Raw genomic sequence first — 15,700 nt, forward strand, 5'->3', positions numbered from 1 at the left:
CTGAAAGCGGTCATGTACCCAGGCGAACGCTTGAACGCCGGCACCCATTTCCTGGGACTGCTGGCCGCGCTCCCCGCCGTCGCGTGGCTGGCGCTTCAGGCGTTGGACACGGGCAGCGGGCGGCGCGTCGCCGTCGTCTGCGTCTTCGGCGCGGCGCTCATTGCACTGTTCGCGGCCTCCACGCTCTGCCACAGCACCCGCGGTCGGCAGCAGCGACTGTGGGTCCGGCTGGACCATGGCGCGATCTTCCTGCTGATCGCCGGAACGATGACGCCCTTCGCGGTCCTCACCGGCGACGGCTGGCTGCGCTGGGTCGCCTTGGCCACCGTCTGGCTCGTTGCGCTGTGGGGCATCCGGCGCACCGTGTGGGGCGACATCGAACGACCGATGCTCAAGGTGTACCTCGCGCTCGGCTGGCTCGCGACCATGGTCTGCATCCCCGCGCTGCAGGAACTGCCCGCGGCCTGCGTCACGCTGTTCGTCGCCGGGGCCGGCGCGTACACCGCCGGGACCTACTTCTTCGCCAATCCGCGCTGCAGCCGCCATGCCCACGGGATCTGGCACCTGTTCGTCGTGGTGGGCAGCGGATGCCACTTCGGCGCGGTGGCGCACTGCGTGCTGGTCTGACCAACGCCGGATAGCGCTTGTCGGTAACGCCGCGCTGTCGCGCGCGGTCCCTCGATCACTCCCTCTCCCGCAGTGCGGGAGAGGGGCTCTTTCGGCGTCGGAGCATCCGCCACACATCTTTCCGGATTTGGAAATTGAGTCTTTCGCGACCGGCGCATTCCCTCGCGCGGCGGCGCACGCGACGATGCGGCATGAACAAGTTCCAAGCGATGGAGGTGTTCGTCCAGGTGGTCGATGCCGGCGGTTTCACGCGCGCCGCCGATCACATGAAGCTGCCCAAGGCCACCGTGTCCACGCTGATCCAGGCGCTGGAGTCCGCGCTGTCGATCAAGCTGCTGCACCGGACGACCCGGCAGGTCAGCGTGACCGCGGAAGGCGCCGTCTACTACGAGCACTGCCAGCGCATCCTCGCCGACGTTCGCGACGCTGAGGAGGCCCTCACGCGCACGCGCCGCAGTCCGTCGGGACGGCTGCGCATCGACGCGCCCACCGGCCTGGCCAGCGAGGTGATCATCCCCGCGCTGCCGGCGTTCCACGCGCGCTATCCGGACATCCGGCTGGAACTCGGCTGCAGCGACCGCTCCGTGGACCTCATCGAGGAGGGCGTGGACTGCGCCGTGCGCGCCGGGGACCTCGACGACTCCAGCCTGATCGCGCGCCGCATCGGCCTGATGCGCTACATGACCTGCGCGTCGCCCGAGTACCTCGAACGCCACGGACGTCCCGGGCATCCCGATGAGCTGATCCATCACCGCTGCGTGAACTACTTCGGCGCGCGCACCGGCCGGCTGTTCGATTGGGATTTCACGCGGGGCGACGAGCGCATCCAGATCTCCCTGCCCGGCGTCATCGCGCTGAACGACAGCGGCGCCTACACGGCGGCGGGACTCGCCGGACTGGGTATCGTGCAGATGGCCGATTTCCTGATGGCGCCGATGATCGCGCAGGGGCGCTTCGTCCCCATCCTCGAAGAATGGGCGAGCGATCCGCTGCCCGTCCACGTGGTGTATCCGCAGAACCGCCACCTGTCCGCCAAGGTGCGCGTCTTCGTCGAATGGATCGCCGCGCTCCTGGGCCAACACCCGCTGATGCACTGACATCGGAGACGCCATGTTTTTCCAACACGATGGACACCGCATCCACTTCACCGATGACGGCCCAGGCGGCGGTGCGGGCGAGGGCGAGGGCGAGGGCGACGCACTGCTGTTCCTCCACGGCCTGGGCGGCAACGCGCTCAACTGGACCTATCAGCGCCAGCACTTCGCATCGCGTCGACGCGTGATCTGCCTGGATCTGCCAGGGCACGGCAAGTCGGAAGGCAAGAGCATCCCCTTCCTCGACTTCGGAGACGTGGTCGAAGGTCTGATCGATCACCTCGGCATCGATCGACTGGCCGTGTGCGGACTCTCGAAGGGCGCGCGTGTCGGACTCCAGCTCGCCGCCCGATCACCCGACCGCGTGAGCGCCGCCATCGCGGTCAACGCGTTCCTGCATCTGTCTCCTGCGGACGAGGCTGCCCGCTTCGCGCTGTACGACCTGTTGCTGCGCGGCGACGAGGGAAAAGCCATCTGGGCGACTCGCCTGCTCACGCAGATGGCGGTCCCCGAGGACAGCCGTATCCATCGCGGATTCATGCGTTCCTTGGAGACCCTCGACGGTGCGTTCATCCGCGCGCTGTTCCAGCAGATCATGGACGCCGACCAGCGCCCCGAAGTCACGGGCGTCCGGAGCCCCACGCTGCTGCTGCGCGGCGGGAAGGACGGCCTCGTGCCGGCGTACTGCCACGACGAGCTGCAGTCGCTGATCCCCGACTGCGCGTCCGTCGTGCTCGAAGACTGCGGCCACCTGCCCTATCTCGAATCGCCCGAGCGCTTCAACCTGGCGCTCGAGAACTTCCTCCCACGGAGCGTGTCGGGCCAGTCTCGCCAGGCGCCCATCCGCTGACGCCTCCACCATGGATCGCATGCATGCCATGAGCGCCTTCGTGGCGGTCGCCGAAGAGCAGAACTTCGCCGCCGCGGCGCGGCGCATGGGCACCTCGCCGGCCACGATATCGCGGGCCATCGCGGGGCTGGAGGAGCGCCTCGGCGTGAAGCTCGTGCTGCGGACGACACGCAGCGTGAGGCTGACCGACGTCGGGCAACGCTACCTCGACGATGTCCGGCTCATCCTCGCCAAGGTCAACGAGGCGCACGAGTCGGCCGCCGGCACGCAGAGCGTGTTGCGCGGCCACCTGAGCGTCACGGCGCCGGCGATGTTCGGCGTCTCCCACGTGATGCCGTGCATCGCCGATTTCCTCGCCCAGTACCCGCTGATGACCGTGTCCGGCTACTTCCTCGACCGGGTCGTGGATCTGGTCGACGAGGGTGTGGATGTCGCCGTGCGCATCGGCGGCACACACGGCGTGCGCGACGTGCGCGACGTGCGCGAAATGCGCGACGTCGTTACGCCGGCCGTGGCTGTCGGGTCGATGCGCCGGGTGCTCTGCGCCTCCCCGGACTACCTCGCGGCGCGCGGCCGCCCGGCTCATCCCGCCGAGCTGGCCGGTCACACGATCATCGCGGCGCAGAACGTGTCGCCCGATCCGGACTGGTCCTTCCTCACCGAGGAAGGACCTCTGAACGTTCGCGTATCCCCCGCGCTGACCGTGACAAGCAACGATGCCGCGGTCGCCGCCGCTACGTTGGGCGCCGGGATCACGCGGTTGTTCCACTATCAGGTCGCCTCGGAGCTGGCGGAGCGCCGGCTGGAGATCGTGCTTGCCGAGCATGAAGAAGCGCCGTGGCCCATCCACGTGGTCCATAGCGGCGTCGGCGGCGCGTCCGCCAAGGTTCGAGCGTTCGTCGACCTGCTCGTGCGGCACCTCTCGCAAGATCCTGCGCAGCCCCTGACGCGGTCGGGGGCCGCTTGAACCCGGTCTCAGAGCTGCAGCGTCAGCACCTCGTCCGACGCCGCCCAGGACACGCACGGACACATCGAATGCTGGCGCTGTTCCTCGGTGAGGCAGTTGTCGCGGTGGATGGGCCGACCGCCGCTGTAGCTGGCGATGCAGGCGCCGCATTCGCCGCGCTTGCAGTCGGACGGGATCCACGCGCCGGCAGCCTCCATCGCATCGAGCAGTGTCGTGCCGGGAGCGACCTCCAGTTCCATCGCGGATTCCGACATCGCGATGCGGACGGTGCCATCCGTCGCGTCCCAGCTCGGGCCGAAGCTCTCGAAGTGGATCCGACGACGGTTCACGCCGCGAGCCTCCGCGGCGAGACGCACGGCGTCGATCAACTGTGCGGGTCCGCAGACGTACAGGTGCGTGTCGGCATCGGCCTGATGACGATCCAGCAGCGCGGCGATGTCCAGGCGCGTGGCGCCTTCGCCGCGCGTGACGTAGAGCTGCGCCTGGTCGCCGTGGTCGTGCCTCACGCGGTCGTGGAAGGCCATCTCGTCGGCGGTCCGGCCCGAGTAATGCAGCTCGTAGGAGCCGCCGGACTGCTTCAACCGCGACGCGATCCCCAGCATCGGCGTGATGCCGATGCCGCCGGCGATGAGCACATGGTGCGCGCCCTGCGCCGCGATGCTGAATTCGTTGACCGGCGCGGACACGTCGAGCTCGTCGCCGACGTTCAGTTCGTCATGGATGAAGACGGAGCCCCCACGTCCGTGCTCGGCGCGCTTGACGGCGATGTCGTAGTGCGAGCCGTCCTCGCCGTCGGAGATCAACGAATACTTGCGGAAGGCGACGACATCGCCCACCGGCAGGCCGATCTCGACATGGGCGCCGGGCTGGAAGCTGGTCAGCGGGGCGCCGTCCGCGCTTCCCAATCGAATGCGGCGGATGGACGAAGTCAGCGCTTCGATTTCAGTGACGCGCAACAACATGGATCAGACTCCTCAAGGCAGAAACGGCGATGCGTCGATGAAACTGGTGTCGAGCCCTTCGGGCAGCCCGGTCTCGATCCAGCGTTCGATCGTGAACTCCCAGAACCGTCCCGTGCCGCCGGTGAGATCGTCGGGATCCGGCTGGTCCCAGAACATCGCCACCGTGCCGTTCATCTGCAGCAGACGTCGATGCTCGTAGTCGGGGAACACCAGACCCGCCTGCGGATTCAGCAGGAAGTTGCCGAAGCTGTTGAACATGCTGTTCCCGTTGTAGTCGGGGATGCGCAGCACGTTGCCGGGCAGGAGCTGCACGAATCCCGGCGGGCCGCCGCGGTGCGAGGCGTCCGCGCCGTGGGTCTCGTGGACCGAGGCGAGGAAGAAGGTGTCCGCCCGCGCGATCAGCTCGCGCTGCGCGTCGCCGATGTCGCTGCCCTGCCGCAGGCCCGTGGGCATCGCCTGACTGCCGGGGTCGCTCAGCGCGATCGTGCGACGCTGGATGTAGCGCGGGCAGATCGGCACCGACTCGGTGACGTCGACGACCAGGCGATCGCCGTCGAGGTGGGCGTCGCCGTTGACCTTCAGGCGCTTGCGGGTCTGCAGGTCCAGCAGCAGGAACCCCATCCGGGTGTCGAGCCGGAGGTTCTCCCACAGCGGGTCATGCGGTTGACGCGCGACTTTCGAGAGATCGATGGTCAGGGTGGTCGCATCGTCGCTGGGGTTCAGGAAACCCGGCTCCCCGATCAGGATCGACGCCCACACCCGGCCGTCGATGTCGACGCTGCCGATGTACACGGTCTTCTGCTGGCGCACGAAGGGCAGCGCGCCGCGCACGATGTGCGACGACACGTTCGCCCCGTTCCGGGCGGCCATGTCCGACTCATTGGCGTTGCGCTGGGCGATCAGTTCGCCCTCATGGAAACGGCTGGAGGATCCGGCGGCGTTCATGGTGTGCTCCTGGATGGAAACGAAACGAAGGGCGCCGTCATGCGGGGCGCACGAGATCTGGAGAGCCCGCCGTGGACGACCTCTACCTGATGACGGTGTTCGTCGCCGTCGGCGACGGGCTCAGCTTTGCGGGTGCGGCCCGGGCGCTGGACCTGTCGGCCACCGCCGTGACGCGGGCGATCCAGACGCTGGAGAGCCGCCGCGGCGTCGCGCTGCTGGTGCGGCACACGCGGCGCGTCACCTTGAGCGAGGCCGGCCGTCGCTACCTCGAAGACGCCCGCGAGATCCTCCGCCTGGTCGCCGAGGCCGAAGCCGGCGCCTCCGACGCGAACGTGGTCCCGCGCGGCACCTTGCGGGTGACGGCGCCGGTGGTGTTCGGACGACTGTTCATCGTGCCCGGCATCGCGGAGTACCTGCGGCGATATCCGGAGATGACCGTGTCCGCGACCTTCGTCGACCGCACCGTCAATCTGATCGACGAGGGCTTCGACATCGCGATCCGCATCGGCCAGCTGCCCGATTCCGGCATGAAGGCGATCAAGGTGGGCGAGGTCGGCAGGACGGCCTGCGCTTCCCCGGAGTACCTCTCGCGTCACGGTGTGCCTCAACATCCCACGGATCTCCACAAGCACCGGACCCTCGCGATCGACGTTTCGTCGCAGCAGATGGTCTGGAAATTCGGAGTCCGGCAGTCGGCGATGTCCGTCAAGCTGAAGCCCTCGTGCGGCTTCACCGGCAGCGACGCAGCGATCGCGGCAGCCGAGCTCGGTCTGGGCATCGTCCATCTGCCGACCTATCAGGTGAGGGAGAAGATGGCGAGCGGCGCGCTCATGTCGGTGTTGACGGCTTTCGCCGGCGACACCGTGCCCATCCATCTGCTCCATCGCGAAAGCCGGTTCGGGTCATCCAAGCTCCGCAACTTCATCGACCTGCTGACGGCGCGCTTGCGCGCGGAGCGGCTGGCCTCGTGAGCGGATGACGTCGCCGGCATGTCACGGACCGATCAGAAGGTCAGGACCGTGTAGCCGTCGGCGATCAGCTCGCCGATGCTCGGCAGGCCGGAGGTGCCCGGGACCTTGTTGACGGAGATCAGGTCGAAGCCGTTCTTGATCGCCGCGTCGCGCGCGCCGAACACGTCGGCGCAGCCGCAGGACACGCCGGCGACCTTGTCCTCGACGGCGGCGAACAGGGCGTGCACCGGATGGTCCGGCTGCTTCACGACGCCGGCCCAACGGGTGCCCGTGCCCTGGAAGTAGATCGAGACGTCAGTGTTGCGCTGCTTGAAGTCGTAGGCCGTGGCCAGACCGTTGAACAGGCGGCCCAGGGCTTCTTCGCCACCGTTGGCGTCCGAGAAGATGAAGATGGCGACTTTCATTGGATTTCCTTTGATTGAAAGATGGATGGATCGATCGATCGATTGCTTGATCGATGGACCGGAATCGACAGTCGAATGGTTGGCAACTGACGATCGGAATCGTAGGAAAACCGCTGGATCGCCGATACGGCGCGGCCTGCAAGTCATCGTTGCAGCGCGCGCGATTGTTCAGTCGGCTGAACGATCAATTCGTCTCGCGCCCATTGGTCGAGTCGAGGCGCCTCCATAGACTGACCGTCACGTGATTCCCCTTCATTCACCCTGACGAGTCCATTGCCATGAAGCTCTATTTCTCCCCCGGGTCCTGCGCCCTCGCCTCACAGATCGCGCTGCGAGAGGCTGGTCAGGAATTCGAACTGGTGAAGGTCGACTTCGCCACGAAGACGACGGTCGAAGGCGACTACTTCGAGGTCAGCGCGAAGGGGATGATTCCCGCGTTGAAGTTGGACGACGGCGACGTCATCACGGAGGGCGCGGTGCTCCTGCAGTGGATTGCAGACCAGCATCCGGAGTTCAATCTCCTGCCCGCCTTCGGGACGCGTGAGCGCTACCGGGCCATGCAGTGGCTGAATTACGTGGCGACCGATCTGCACAAGGGCATGGCGGTGATGTTCTCGCCCTTCGTCGATACCGAGTCCAAGACCCGCTTCGCCGAGGGCAACCTGGCCAGCCGGTTCGCATACATCGACCAGCACCTGTCGAGCAACGACTACGTGCTCGGCGAGGCGTTCTCGGTCGTCGACGGCTACCTGTACAACGTGCTGCGCTGGCCGGTGCGCGTGAACATCGACATGTCGCCGTACGCGGCCATCCAGAGATTCATGGAACGGATGATCCAGCGGCCGGCGGTGCGCGCCGCGTTGAAGGCGGAAGGGTTGCCGGTCCGGTGAGCGGCCGCGCTGGCCGAACCGGGCCTGATGGTCGCGGTCGGCGTCAGCCGTCGCCGCAAGTCGGCGCAAGCGGTCTGATCGCTTGAGCCGTCGGCACGCCTGTCGGGGCGTGTCGAATCCGATGGCGGTCGTTCGTCGTTCCTGTGTACGCTGATCCAGCGAGGAGCGACATCATGACGATCACCATCACCGCCTTCGACCGTTCCCCCGACGGCGGCAAGGGCCTGGCGCGCGACACGCGCGTGCGCTGGGCGCTGGAGGAGGCCGGACTCGCGTACGACGTCCGGCTCCTCACCTTCCAGGCCATGAAGGAACCGGCGCATCTGGCGCTGCATCCTTTCGGGCAGATTCCCACCTATGAAGAAGACGGGCTCGCGCTCTTCGAGACCGGCGCGATCGTGCTGCACATCGGCGGCCGCCATCCGGGCCTGCTGCCCGACGATGCCGACGCGCGAGCGCGCGCCGTCAGCTGGGTCTTCGCCGCGGTGAACACCTTGGAGCCGCCCATCCTGGAGCTGACGATGGCAAGGCTGTTCGAGCGCGAACAGCCTTGGTATGCGGCCCGGCTGCCGATGCTCGAAGGGCGGGTGCGCACGCGGTTGCAGCAGTTGTCGGATCGGCTCGGCGACGCGGAGTGGCTCGACGGCGGGTTCAGCGCGGGGGACCTGATGATGGTCCACGTGCTGCTGCGGTTGCGATCGACAGGACTGCTCGACGAGTTTCCGCGGCTGGCGGCCTATGTCGCGCGCGGGGAGGCGCGGCCGGCATATCGGCGCGCATTCGCGGACCAACTGGCGGTGAACACGCGCCCTGCGTAGGCTTGCTGAACGGCGATTCGATCGCCAGCGTCTTCAGGCCTGGACTGCGCCGGAGGGCCGCCGCCAACGCTGCGTGTCCCGCCAGCCCAGGAATGGCAATTCGCCCTTGTTGGCGAGCCATTGCTCGGGAGACTCGCCGGCCATCTGCAGACCTCGCAGCGCAGGGCGGAATCTCGCGGCGAACGCCTGCGGCTGTTGAGCAAGCAGTTCATTCGCGCCGATCAGGAACGCCGACAACTGGCTCGCATCCATCGACAGGAAGAACACCATCTGCCGCCACGCATAGGCGGCGTTCTTGATGCGCTGCAACTCCGTGCGCCAATCGGCCGTCGGCAGTTGCAGGTGGTCGAGCACCCAGTCGTAGCACGACTGCGCGAGTTCCAGGGTCCGGCCATTGAAGCGTTCGCGCACCTCGCCCCGTTCGAAGAGCAGCGCGAGGTTGTGGCTCGTGAGGATCAGCTGCTCCTCGATGATGCGGCCGTTGCTCGCGGGCCGCCATGCGCCCAGCGACTCCGCGGCCCGTTCGGCGCAGACGACGGCAAGCGCGTCTTGCGCGCGCGACTCGCGCCGGGCAGACGCTTGGGGCACGCGCCGGAGGACGTCGCCATAGTCCACGCGGTAGTAGCGCGCATACAAGGATCCGCTCAGGAGATGCCCCGCGATGTGCACGGCATCCAGGAACTTCGGAGAGAAGGCCCCCATGAAGATGTCGGCCGCCAACTCTTCGGTGAACGGCAACTTGAGGTCGGCTTCGCGGGCCAGCGCCATGAACTCCTGCAGCAGCTTGTTGGGCAGCATCGTCTGCGGGAAGCTTTCGATCGCGATGGTTGCGAATTCGTCGAGCGCGGCACGCGCCGCCTGCGCGGCCGCCTCGTCGACGGCGCGCATCGGCTCGATGGCGGCCACCCAGGGCAGGTCCTCGATCTGCACCTGCTTCTGCAGATTGAGCAGCAGCAGGGAGCGACGGCGGCGGAACGCTCGATAGGTCGACGCATACAAGGTCCGCAGCGCGCCGTCGGCAAAGCTCGCCGCTCGCAGCTGGCTGGTGCGCTGCGGAAGCAGCCGCGCCAGCACCTCGCTGGAAGACACGATGCCGCGCCGGATCAGGCCTCTCGGCGTGTCGTTGAGGCAGCGATTCAGGCGTCGCTCCATGCACGCCTCGGCCCGCGGCGCTCGCTCCGAGCCGGAGGGACGCAGCACGACGTCGATGTCATCGAGTCCGTCGTCCGCCGGAAGCTCCGACATGCGGCGAGAGACCTCGACCGCCAGTTCATGGTTCGTCTTCCCGGCGATCTGGCGCCGCTGCCGATCACGCGCCTCTGAGGCTGTCGCCGAGGCCGGATGACCGCGCTTGGCCACGTAACGCGCCAGTGCCAGCCGGATCCGTCCCACCTCGCGTCCGGTCAGCCGATCAGGATCGTCGACGGCCTGCTCCAACGCCTTCACGAGCAGCGAGAACGTCTCGTTGACGCGGTCCAGCTTACCGCATCGACCGTGCGACTTGCGGGATTCGCGGATGGACGAAAGCACTTCACGAGCCCGCGTTGTCCAGCCCTCGGGCCGTTGCTTGAGTGGCCATCCGCCTTGCACGATGAACTGGCCGCGCTCGCCGCGTTGCCACTGGCCATCCGCATCCTTGGCGGCGATTGGCGTCGGGCCTTCGACCGTCTCCAGGAAAAGGCCGACGACGGCGTCATACAGCGGCGTCCAGACCTCGATCGCCTCGCGCTGCGCATCGATCTGCGCGTTGGGACCGATCCGACCCAAGGCTCGCGCCACCTCGCCGATCGTGTCGAGATGGACGCGGTCGTCGCTCGCCGCGACGCTCAGATCCAGTCTCGGATAGAAGCGCAGCTCCCGCGCGAAGGGCGCCAGGTCGGCCACGAGCCGCGCGGCGATCTGACCATGCCCTTGCGCGCCAAGCCAGGCGACGACGAGGAGCGCCGATTCTTCCGCCACCTCGATGGCGAACCGGCGCGACGACAGGGCTTCATTGAGCCGAGCCAGACCCGCGTCGGACAGGAAGTACCGGTTGAGGGCAAGTCTCGGCGACTCCGCATCGGACAGGCCGAGCTCCTGGAGCAGCGTGATCTCGTGCGGTCGCAGCGGACTGGCGGCGACCGCCTTTCCCGTTGCAAACCCGCCGGTGACCACTTCAAGCGTGACCCAGTCCGGGTAACGCGCGACCGGCTGACGCGAGCCGGCCTCCGTGTCCCCCGAGAGCATGCCGGCGATGACATCCCGCCAACGCCGCACGCGCTCAGCCGCCGGCTCACCGCGCGCGACCGCATCGAGTGCGCGTTGCAGCTGATTCGCCGCGTAGCCGGTACCGATGACCGGCGGCGGAAGGTCGGAAGGAGGAGTCGATGCCATGGGTGGGTCCGGGGGCTGGGTTCGAACCAGCGCCTTCTCGGTCCAGAGCCGAGCGTTCTTGCCGCTGAACTACCCCGGAGTAGAAGCATCGATTTTTACCACGGAGCGCAACACCCGCCCCCCGCGCGGCTCACCTCGGCGCGAACGTGATCCGATGCAGATTCCAACCCGGCGCGTCCTGGAACACCGTCAGCACCTGAGGGCCCGCAGCCAGCCGCACGGTCGCGGTGACGGTGGTCCAGTTCTGCCAGCCGCCGGTCGCGGGCACGTCGATGTCGCCGGCGAGGCTGCGGCCTGACGCATCGGCGAGATGGAGCGCGCGCGGCGCGCCCGACGGCGAGGCCACGCGGAAGCTGGCCGTGTAGTTGCCCGCGCTCGGCACATTCACCGAGTAGCGGAACCACTGGCCGCTGCCGGTCCATCCGAGGTTGTAGCCGCCGCCTTCATCCGCGGTCTGCTCCAGGTCCACGCCATCGGGCCGGTAGCTGTTGCCCGTGCCGTTGATCGTCAGCACGCTGTAGCCCAGCGTCGCGCCGCCGTTGTCGTAGTTCGCCGCCTGCAGCGTTCCGGGCAGGGAGACCGCCTGGCCGCGGAAGGCGCTGGCGCTGCGGCCAAGCTGCCAGCTGTTCTGGCTCAACGTCGCGCGGAAGCCGCCGGAGTTGTTGATGAAAGGCTGGGCGCCGTTGGCGAGCGCCTGCACCGCATTCGCGGTGATGCGCGCGCTGCCGCTCGGTGCCGGGTAGAACGGCGATTGGACGACGATGCCGTTGCGCCACGGAGCGACCACCGTGTTCTGCTCGAGCACCACGTTGCTCGCGGCGGAGAAGCCGATGCCGTCGTACAGCGCGCCGACGACGGTGTTGCCGGCCACGTAGATGTCGTCGACCACGCCCACGTTCTGCCCGTCGCCGCCGTTGCCGATCTGCAGCGCAGGTTGCCCCTGGTCGAAGCCGTTGCCGCCGGCGCGCTCGACCCGATTGCCGGTGACCCGCGTGCTGTGCAGGTCGCTGCCGTTGACGCCGAAGCGGCCCAGGCCGAGGCCGATGTAGCGCGCCGTATCCGCAACGTGGTTGTCGACCACGCGGTGGCCGCTGCCGCCGTAGATGCCCAGTCCCTTGCCGTTCCAGGCGCCGATCAGCGTGTTGTTGCTCAGCGTGGCGTTGGACATCGCCGTGTAGAACACGCGGCCGCTGCCGGTGTCGTTGTAGTTCACCGAGTTGATCGCCATCGCGTCGTCGCCGGTGCCGCGCACGAAGTTGTTGGTGGCCGTCAGGTTGTTGCCGATGGTGGCGCCCATCGATACGTTGTTGAGGTTGCAGCCGTCCGCCCAGATCGAGGTGAGCCGGTTGTCGCGCACCACGCCGCCGGTGCCGGAGGCCCAGAAGCCCGAGAGCACGTGCTGCGTCCACAGCTTCTCGGCCAGCCAGTTGGTGCCGGTGATGTCCATCGCGCCGCCGGCGCCGTCGATGGGTTCGCGGCTGCGCGCATTGGAATCGAGGTGCAGGTTGCGCACCGTCGCGGAGGTGAGCTGGAACAGCGCGCCCAGTCCGCCGCGCGTGTAGGGCAGCGGCACGTCCCGATAGATCGTGCTGTACCACATGCCCGCGCCTTCGATGGTCACGCCGTTGCCGACCAGGCCGTCGCTGCCCTTCAGATAGAAGATGCCGGGCGGCACCCACAGCGTCTTGCGCTGGGCCTGCGCCTGGTTGATGCAGTTCTGGATGGCGGCGGTGCTGTCGCGCGCCTGCGGATTGCCGGCGCCGTTCGTGGGCACCGTGTCGGCCACGGCACCGCAGCTGGTGATGGAGATCGAGTTCGCCGGCTGCGGAAGCGGCGGCGGCGGGTTCTCCACGTCGACAACGTCGATGTTGTAGAAGGCCGCGGTGTTGTCGGCGTCGCGCTTGAGCGAGAAGGTGCTGCCCGGACCGATCGGCTCGCCGACGACGAAGGCGGAGGCCTCGTCGTAGAAGGCGCGCGGACGTCCCCTCGCGGGGTTCTGGTCGCTGGCCTGGTATTCGGCGCCCTCGTAGATCCAGCTCTGGCGCGAGTTCAGGTTCAGGCGCTGGCGGAACACGCCGTTGACGTAGAGGTTGAGCGTGGCGGTGATGCCCCCGCCGGCCGGTGCGTCCGGGATGCTGGCGCGCACGTTGATGAAGCTGATCGGCTTGCCGGTGGTGTTGGTCCACCACACCTCCTGGCCGGTGGCGGTGAGCGCAACGTAGGCATGGCCTGAGGCTTCGAGCTCGGGGCTGGCGAAGCGGGTGGTCGGCGCGGTCGTCAGCGACACGACGCGCGCGCCGTTGACCAGCGTGCCGGACTCGGCTTCGAGACTGCGGAAGGTGGTGGTGGCGCCGGCGGCGAGCACGGCGGAGCTGGCAGCGCCGAACAGCAAGGTGACGACGACGCAGGCGCGGAGAGGGCGGAAGGTGTGGGGCACGGGAAGGGTCTCGGCGGAGGTGGAACTTCGGCGGACCCGATGATGCGGCGGTCCCCCTTCCGATTCCACACGCCCCCCTGCAACTGACGTAACCGTCCACCACGCATCGGTCCTTCGCCGATATCCGGGGCAGAGGACGTTCGATCCCGGCCGCAGGCGGGATCGCAGGAGTCGGGTTCAAGGCTTGAAACACCGCTGGGGTACCATGAACTGGCCAACCTGCATCCTCCATGCCCCAACCGGAACACCGATCCGACGCTTCGCAGCCCCCCGAGGTTCCACGCGAACTCGGCCATGCCGCCGGCCCTGACGGCAGCGACGCTGTCGCGAGCACGCGCCTGCTGGTGCTGGTCGTGGAGCGGGATCCTCACATCCGCGAGTTGGAAGCCCACTTCCTCCAGCAGGCGGGCTTCGAGGTCGCCTTCGCCGTCGATGGCCGGGAGGCGCTGGCGCAGGCGCGCGAAAGACTGCCCGACATCGTCATCACCGAAGTGCTGGTGCCCAAGCTCGACGGCTTGGCGCTGTGCCGCCAACTCAAGAGCGACGAGCTCACCAAGGGCATCACCGTCCTGGTCTTCAGCATCCTCGCCGCCAACAGCCGCGCCGCGGAGGCCGGCGCGGACGCCTTCCTCATGAAACCCTTGGCCGAACAGCGGTTGCTCAGCACCGTGAAGTCGCTCATCCAGAAAAGACAGACGTCGAAAGGCTAGCGCAGCATGGGTTCCATCCTTGAGGCCGACGACTCCTCCTCGGCCAGCCAGCCATTGGCGCGCCTCTCCACGGGCAACCCGGACCTGGACTCGATCATGTTCGGCGGCTTCCCCGCCCACTCGATCAACATCCTGATGGGCGAACCCGGCAGCGGCAAGACGATCCTCGCCGAACGTCTGATGTTCGCCAACGCCGAGGACGATGGCCGCTCCATCCTCTTCTTCACCACCCTGTCGGAGCCCGCGGACAAGGTCGTCCGCTACCTGCAGCAATTCGACTTCTACGACGAGACCAAGCTCGGCACCGTCATCCACTACAACTCCATCGGTCAGGAGCTGGCTGAACAGGGAGTGGGCGCGCTGGTGGGGATCCTGAAGGAAGCGATCACGGAGCAACGGCCCAAGATCATCGTCATCGACTCGTTCAAGGCCATCCACGACCTCTCCACCTCGGTGCCGGAGATGCGCAAGATGCTGTACGAGGTGGCCGGCCTGCTGACCGCGTACGAGACCACCGCCTTCCTCGTGGGCGAGTACAGCGAGGACCAGATCTCGACCTATCCGGAATTCGCCGTTGCCGACAGCATGATCGAGCTGGCGCGCAACAAGCTGGGCACGCGCGACGAGGACGGCCTGCTGGTGGTGAAAGCCTCGTTCGGACTGGAGACGGCCCAGCTCGACGGGTTCAAGGAACCGCTCCACGAAACGCTGATCACGCGGCTCAAGGTGATGCTGGGCACGTCGGAAACGGCGCATTTCCTGGGCGTGCCCCTGGTGGTGGGCGGCGAGGTCACCGGGCTGCTCGCCGTGGCCAGGCCGGGCGACGAATCACAGCCCGACGACGACGAATGGCTGCTGTCGGCCTTGGCGGACCAGGCGGCGGTCGCGCTGGAGAAGTCGCGCCTGGACGAGACCGCCGAGTTCCGCGAGCGGCTGATCGGCATCGTCAGCCACGACCTGCGCAACCCCGTCTCGGTCATCACCATGGCGTCGTCGGCGCTGATGCGTTGGGAGCAGCTGGATCAACGCACCATCAACAAGCTGGTGTCGCGCATCCACAGCTCGGGCCAACGCGCCGCCGACATGATTCGCGATCTGCTGGACTTCACCCAGACCCGGCTGGGCGGCGGCATCCACCTGGGGCGTCGCCCTGCGGACCTGCATGAGATCGTGCGTCGGGTCGTCGAGGAGATGGAGGTGGCGAATCCGGAGCGACGTTTCTCCGTCGTTCACGCCGGCGACGCCTCGGGCGAATGGGACCAGGATCGTCTGGCGCAGGTGGTGGGCAACCTCCTGTCCAACGCGGTCAGCTACAGCCCGGCAGAATCGGAGATCCACATCACCACCGGGGCCGGTCCGCACGGCAGCGCCGTGCTCGTGATCCACAACGAGGGCGCGCCCATCGACGACGAGGTCCTGCCCCACCTGTTCGAACCCATGCGCCGGGCGTCCGCCGACCTGAGCAACACGCACCGCAGCGTGGGTCTGGGCCTGTACATCGTCAAGCACATCGTCGAAGCGCATGAGGGCACCGTGAGCGTGCACTCCAGGACCGGGGAAGGAACCCGCGTGCGCGTCGAACTGCCAGGACATGCTCGATCGCTGTAGTTCCAACGAAGTCGACCCGTCGATGTCGACGTCCAACCCATCCC

14 protein-coding genes and 1 tRNA gene are annotated in these 15,700 nt (G+C 67.5%); 9 read left to right on the plus strand and 6 right to left on the minus strand.

What is annotated here, in order from left to right:
• Positions 1-12 precede the first annotated feature (12 nt).
• The 4 genes from trhA to ACQZ13_RS27865 all read left to right on the plus strand — a co-directional run bounded on the left by trhA (position 13) and on the right by ACQZ13_RS27865 (position 3,538).
• Positions 13-627 carry a PAQR family membrane homeostasis protein TrhA gene (gene trhA, locus ACQZ13_RS27850; RefSeq protein WP_088408559.1) on the plus strand — a complete coding sequence of 205 codons (615 nt, stop codon included), beginning with the start codon at positions 13-15 and terminating at the stop codon, positions 625-627.
• A 191-nt stretch (positions 628-818) separates the two neighbouring features.
• Positions 819-1,724, plus strand: coding sequence for a LysR family transcriptional regulator (locus tag ACQZ13_RS27855; RefSeq protein ID WP_431049065.1), 906 nt, complete (start codon positions 819-821; stop codon positions 1,722-1,724).
• Between the two features lie 13 nt (positions 1,725-1,737).
• A complete protein-coding gene (locus ACQZ13_RS27860) occupies positions 1,738-2,571 on the plus strand; it encodes an alpha/beta fold hydrolase (protein ID WP_431049066.1) in 834 nt (277 codons plus the stop codon).
• Between the two features lie 10 nt (positions 2,572-2,581).
• Positions 2,582-3,538, plus strand: coding sequence for a LysR family transcriptional regulator (locus ACQZ13_RS27865; RefSeq protein ID WP_431049067.1), 957 nt, complete (start codon positions 2,582-2,584; stop codon positions 3,536-3,538).
• An 8-nt stretch (positions 3,539-3,546) separates the two neighbouring features.
• Here the strand turns inward: ACQZ13_RS27865 and ACQZ13_RS27870 are convergent, their stop codons facing one another.
• Positions 3,547-4,500, minus strand: coding sequence for a PDR/VanB family oxidoreductase (locus tag ACQZ13_RS27870; protein WP_431049069.1), 954 nt, complete (start codon positions 4,498-4,500; stop codon positions 3,547-3,549).
• Between the two features lie 12 nt (positions 4,501-4,512).
• Positions 4,513-5,445, minus strand: coding sequence for a pyridoxamine 5'-phosphate oxidase family protein (locus ACQZ13_RS27875; RefSeq protein WP_431049070.1), 933 nt, complete (start codon positions 5,443-5,445; stop codon positions 4,513-4,515).
• 71 nt (positions 5,446-5,516) lie between these two features.
• Between ACQZ13_RS27875 and ACQZ13_RS27880 the strand changes: the two genes are divergently transcribed.
• The gene (locus tag ACQZ13_RS27880) at positions 5,517-6,416 is read left to right on the plus strand and encodes a LysR family transcriptional regulator (RefSeq protein WP_431049071.1); all 900 of its coding nucleotides are present in this window, start codon (positions 5,517-5,519) and stop codon (positions 6,414-6,416) included.
• Positions 6,417-6,448: 32 nt separating this feature from the next.
• On the opposite strand, the gene ACQZ13_RS27885 is transcribed toward ACQZ13_RS27880, so the two are convergent.
• On the minus strand, positions 6,449-6,820 hold the full coding sequence (locus ACQZ13_RS27885; RefSeq protein ID WP_431049072.1) for a DsrE family protein: 372 nt from the start codon (positions 6,818-6,820) through the stop codon (positions 6,449-6,451).
• Between the two features lie 278 nt (positions 6,821-7,098).
• Here ACQZ13_RS27885 and gstA point away from each other — a divergent pair, with 278 nt between their 5' ends.
• Positions 7,099-7,710, plus strand: a complete 612-nt coding sequence (gene gstA, locus ACQZ13_RS27890; protein ID WP_431049073.1) for a glutathione transferase GstA — start codon at positions 7,099-7,101, stop codon at positions 7,708-7,710.
• Positions 7,711-7,883: 173 nt separating this feature from the next.
• The gene (locus tag ACQZ13_RS27895; RefSeq protein WP_431049074.1) at positions 7,884-8,528 is read left to right on the plus strand and encodes a glutathione S-transferase family protein; all 645 of its coding nucleotides are present in this window, start codon (positions 7,884-7,886) and stop codon (positions 8,526-8,528) included.
• A gap of 33 nt (positions 8,529-8,561) precedes the next feature.
• Here the strand turns inward: ACQZ13_RS27895 and ACQZ13_RS27900 are convergent, their stop codons facing one another.
• The 3 genes from ACQZ13_RS27900 to ACQZ13_RS27910 form a co-directional block, all read right to left on the minus strand.
• Entirely contained in the window at positions 8,562-10,901 is a 2,340-nt protein-coding gene (locus ACQZ13_RS27900; protein WP_431049075.1) for a hypothetical protein, read from the minus strand.
• Between the two features lie 3 nt (positions 10,902-10,904).
• A tRNA-Gln gene (locus tag ACQZ13_RS27905) sits at positions 10,905-10,980 on the minus strand.
• Between the two features lie 51 nt (positions 10,981-11,031).
• Positions 11,032-13,338, minus strand: a complete 2,307-nt coding sequence (locus tag ACQZ13_RS27910; protein WP_431049076.1) for a carbohydrate-binding protein — start codon at positions 13,336-13,338, stop codon at positions 11,032-11,034.
• A gap of 230 nt (positions 13,339-13,568) precedes the next feature.
• Here ACQZ13_RS27910 and ACQZ13_RS27915 point away from each other — a divergent pair, with 230 nt between their 5' ends.
• The gene (locus tag ACQZ13_RS27915) at positions 13,569-14,048 is read left to right on the plus strand and encodes a response regulator (RefSeq protein WP_431049077.1); all 480 of its coding nucleotides are present in this window, start codon (positions 13,569-13,571) and stop codon (positions 14,046-14,048) included.
• A gap of 6 nt (positions 14,049-14,054) precedes the next feature.
• On the plus strand, positions 14,055-15,656 hold the full coding sequence (locus ACQZ13_RS27920) for an ATP-binding protein (RefSeq protein WP_431049078.1): 1,602 nt from the start codon (positions 14,055-14,057) through the stop codon (positions 15,654-15,656).
• The last annotated feature ends 44 nt before the right edge of the window (positions 15,657-15,700 follow it).

Origin of the sequence: Roseateles sp. L2-2 (assembly GCF_050613215.1) — a bacterium.
GTDB classification, from domain to species: domain Bacteria; phylum Pseudomonadota; class Gammaproteobacteria; order Burkholderiales; family Burkholderiaceae_C; genus Roseateles; species Roseateles noduli.

Excerpts from the sequence above, each read along its gene's own strand:
- trhA (WP_088408559.1), top strand. The coding sequence starts at position 13 with ATGTACCCAGGCGAACGCTTGAACGCCGGCACCCATTTCCTGGGACTG.
- ACQZ13_RS27855 (WP_431049065.1), top strand. The coding sequence starts at position 819 with ATGAACAAGTTCCAAGCGATGGAGGTGTTCGTCCAGGTGGTCGATGCC.
- ACQZ13_RS27860 (WP_431049066.1), top strand. The coding sequence starts at position 1,738 with ATGTTTTTCCAACACGATGGACACCGCATCCACTTCACCGATGACGGC.
- ACQZ13_RS27865 (WP_431049067.1), top strand. The coding sequence starts at position 2,582 with ATGGATCGCATGCATGCCATGAGCGCCTTCGTGGCGGTCGCCGAAGAG.
- ACQZ13_RS27870 (WP_431049069.1), bottom strand. The coding sequence starts at position 4,500 with ATGTTGTTGCGCGTCACTGAAATCGAAGCGCTGACTTCGTCCATCCGC.
- ACQZ13_RS27875 (WP_431049070.1), bottom strand. The coding sequence starts at position 5,445 with ATGAACGCCGCCGGATCCTCCAGCCGTTTCCATGAGGGCGAACTGATC.
- ACQZ13_RS27885 (WP_431049072.1), bottom strand. The coding sequence starts at position 6,820 with ATGAAAGTCGCCATCTTCATCTTCTCGGACGCCAACGGTGGCGAAGAA.
- gstA (WP_431049073.1), top strand. The coding sequence starts at position 7,099 with ATGAAGCTCTATTTCTCCCCCGGGTCCTGCGCCCTCGCCTCACAGATC.
- ACQZ13_RS27895 (WP_431049074.1), top strand. The coding sequence starts at position 7,884 with ATGACGATCACCATCACCGCCTTCGACCGTTCCCCCGACGGCGGCAAG.
- ACQZ13_RS27900 (WP_431049075.1), bottom strand. The coding sequence starts at position 10,901 with ATGGCATCGACTCCTCCTTCCGACCTTCCGCCGCCGGTCATCGGTACC.
- ACQZ13_RS27915 (WP_431049077.1), top strand. The coding sequence starts at position 13,569 with ATGCCCCAACCGGAACACCGATCCGACGCTTCGCAGCCCCCCGAGGTT.
- ACQZ13_RS27920 (WP_431049078.1), top strand. The coding sequence starts at position 14,055 with ATGGGTTCCATCCTTGAGGCCGACGACTCCTCCTCGGCCAGCCAGCCA.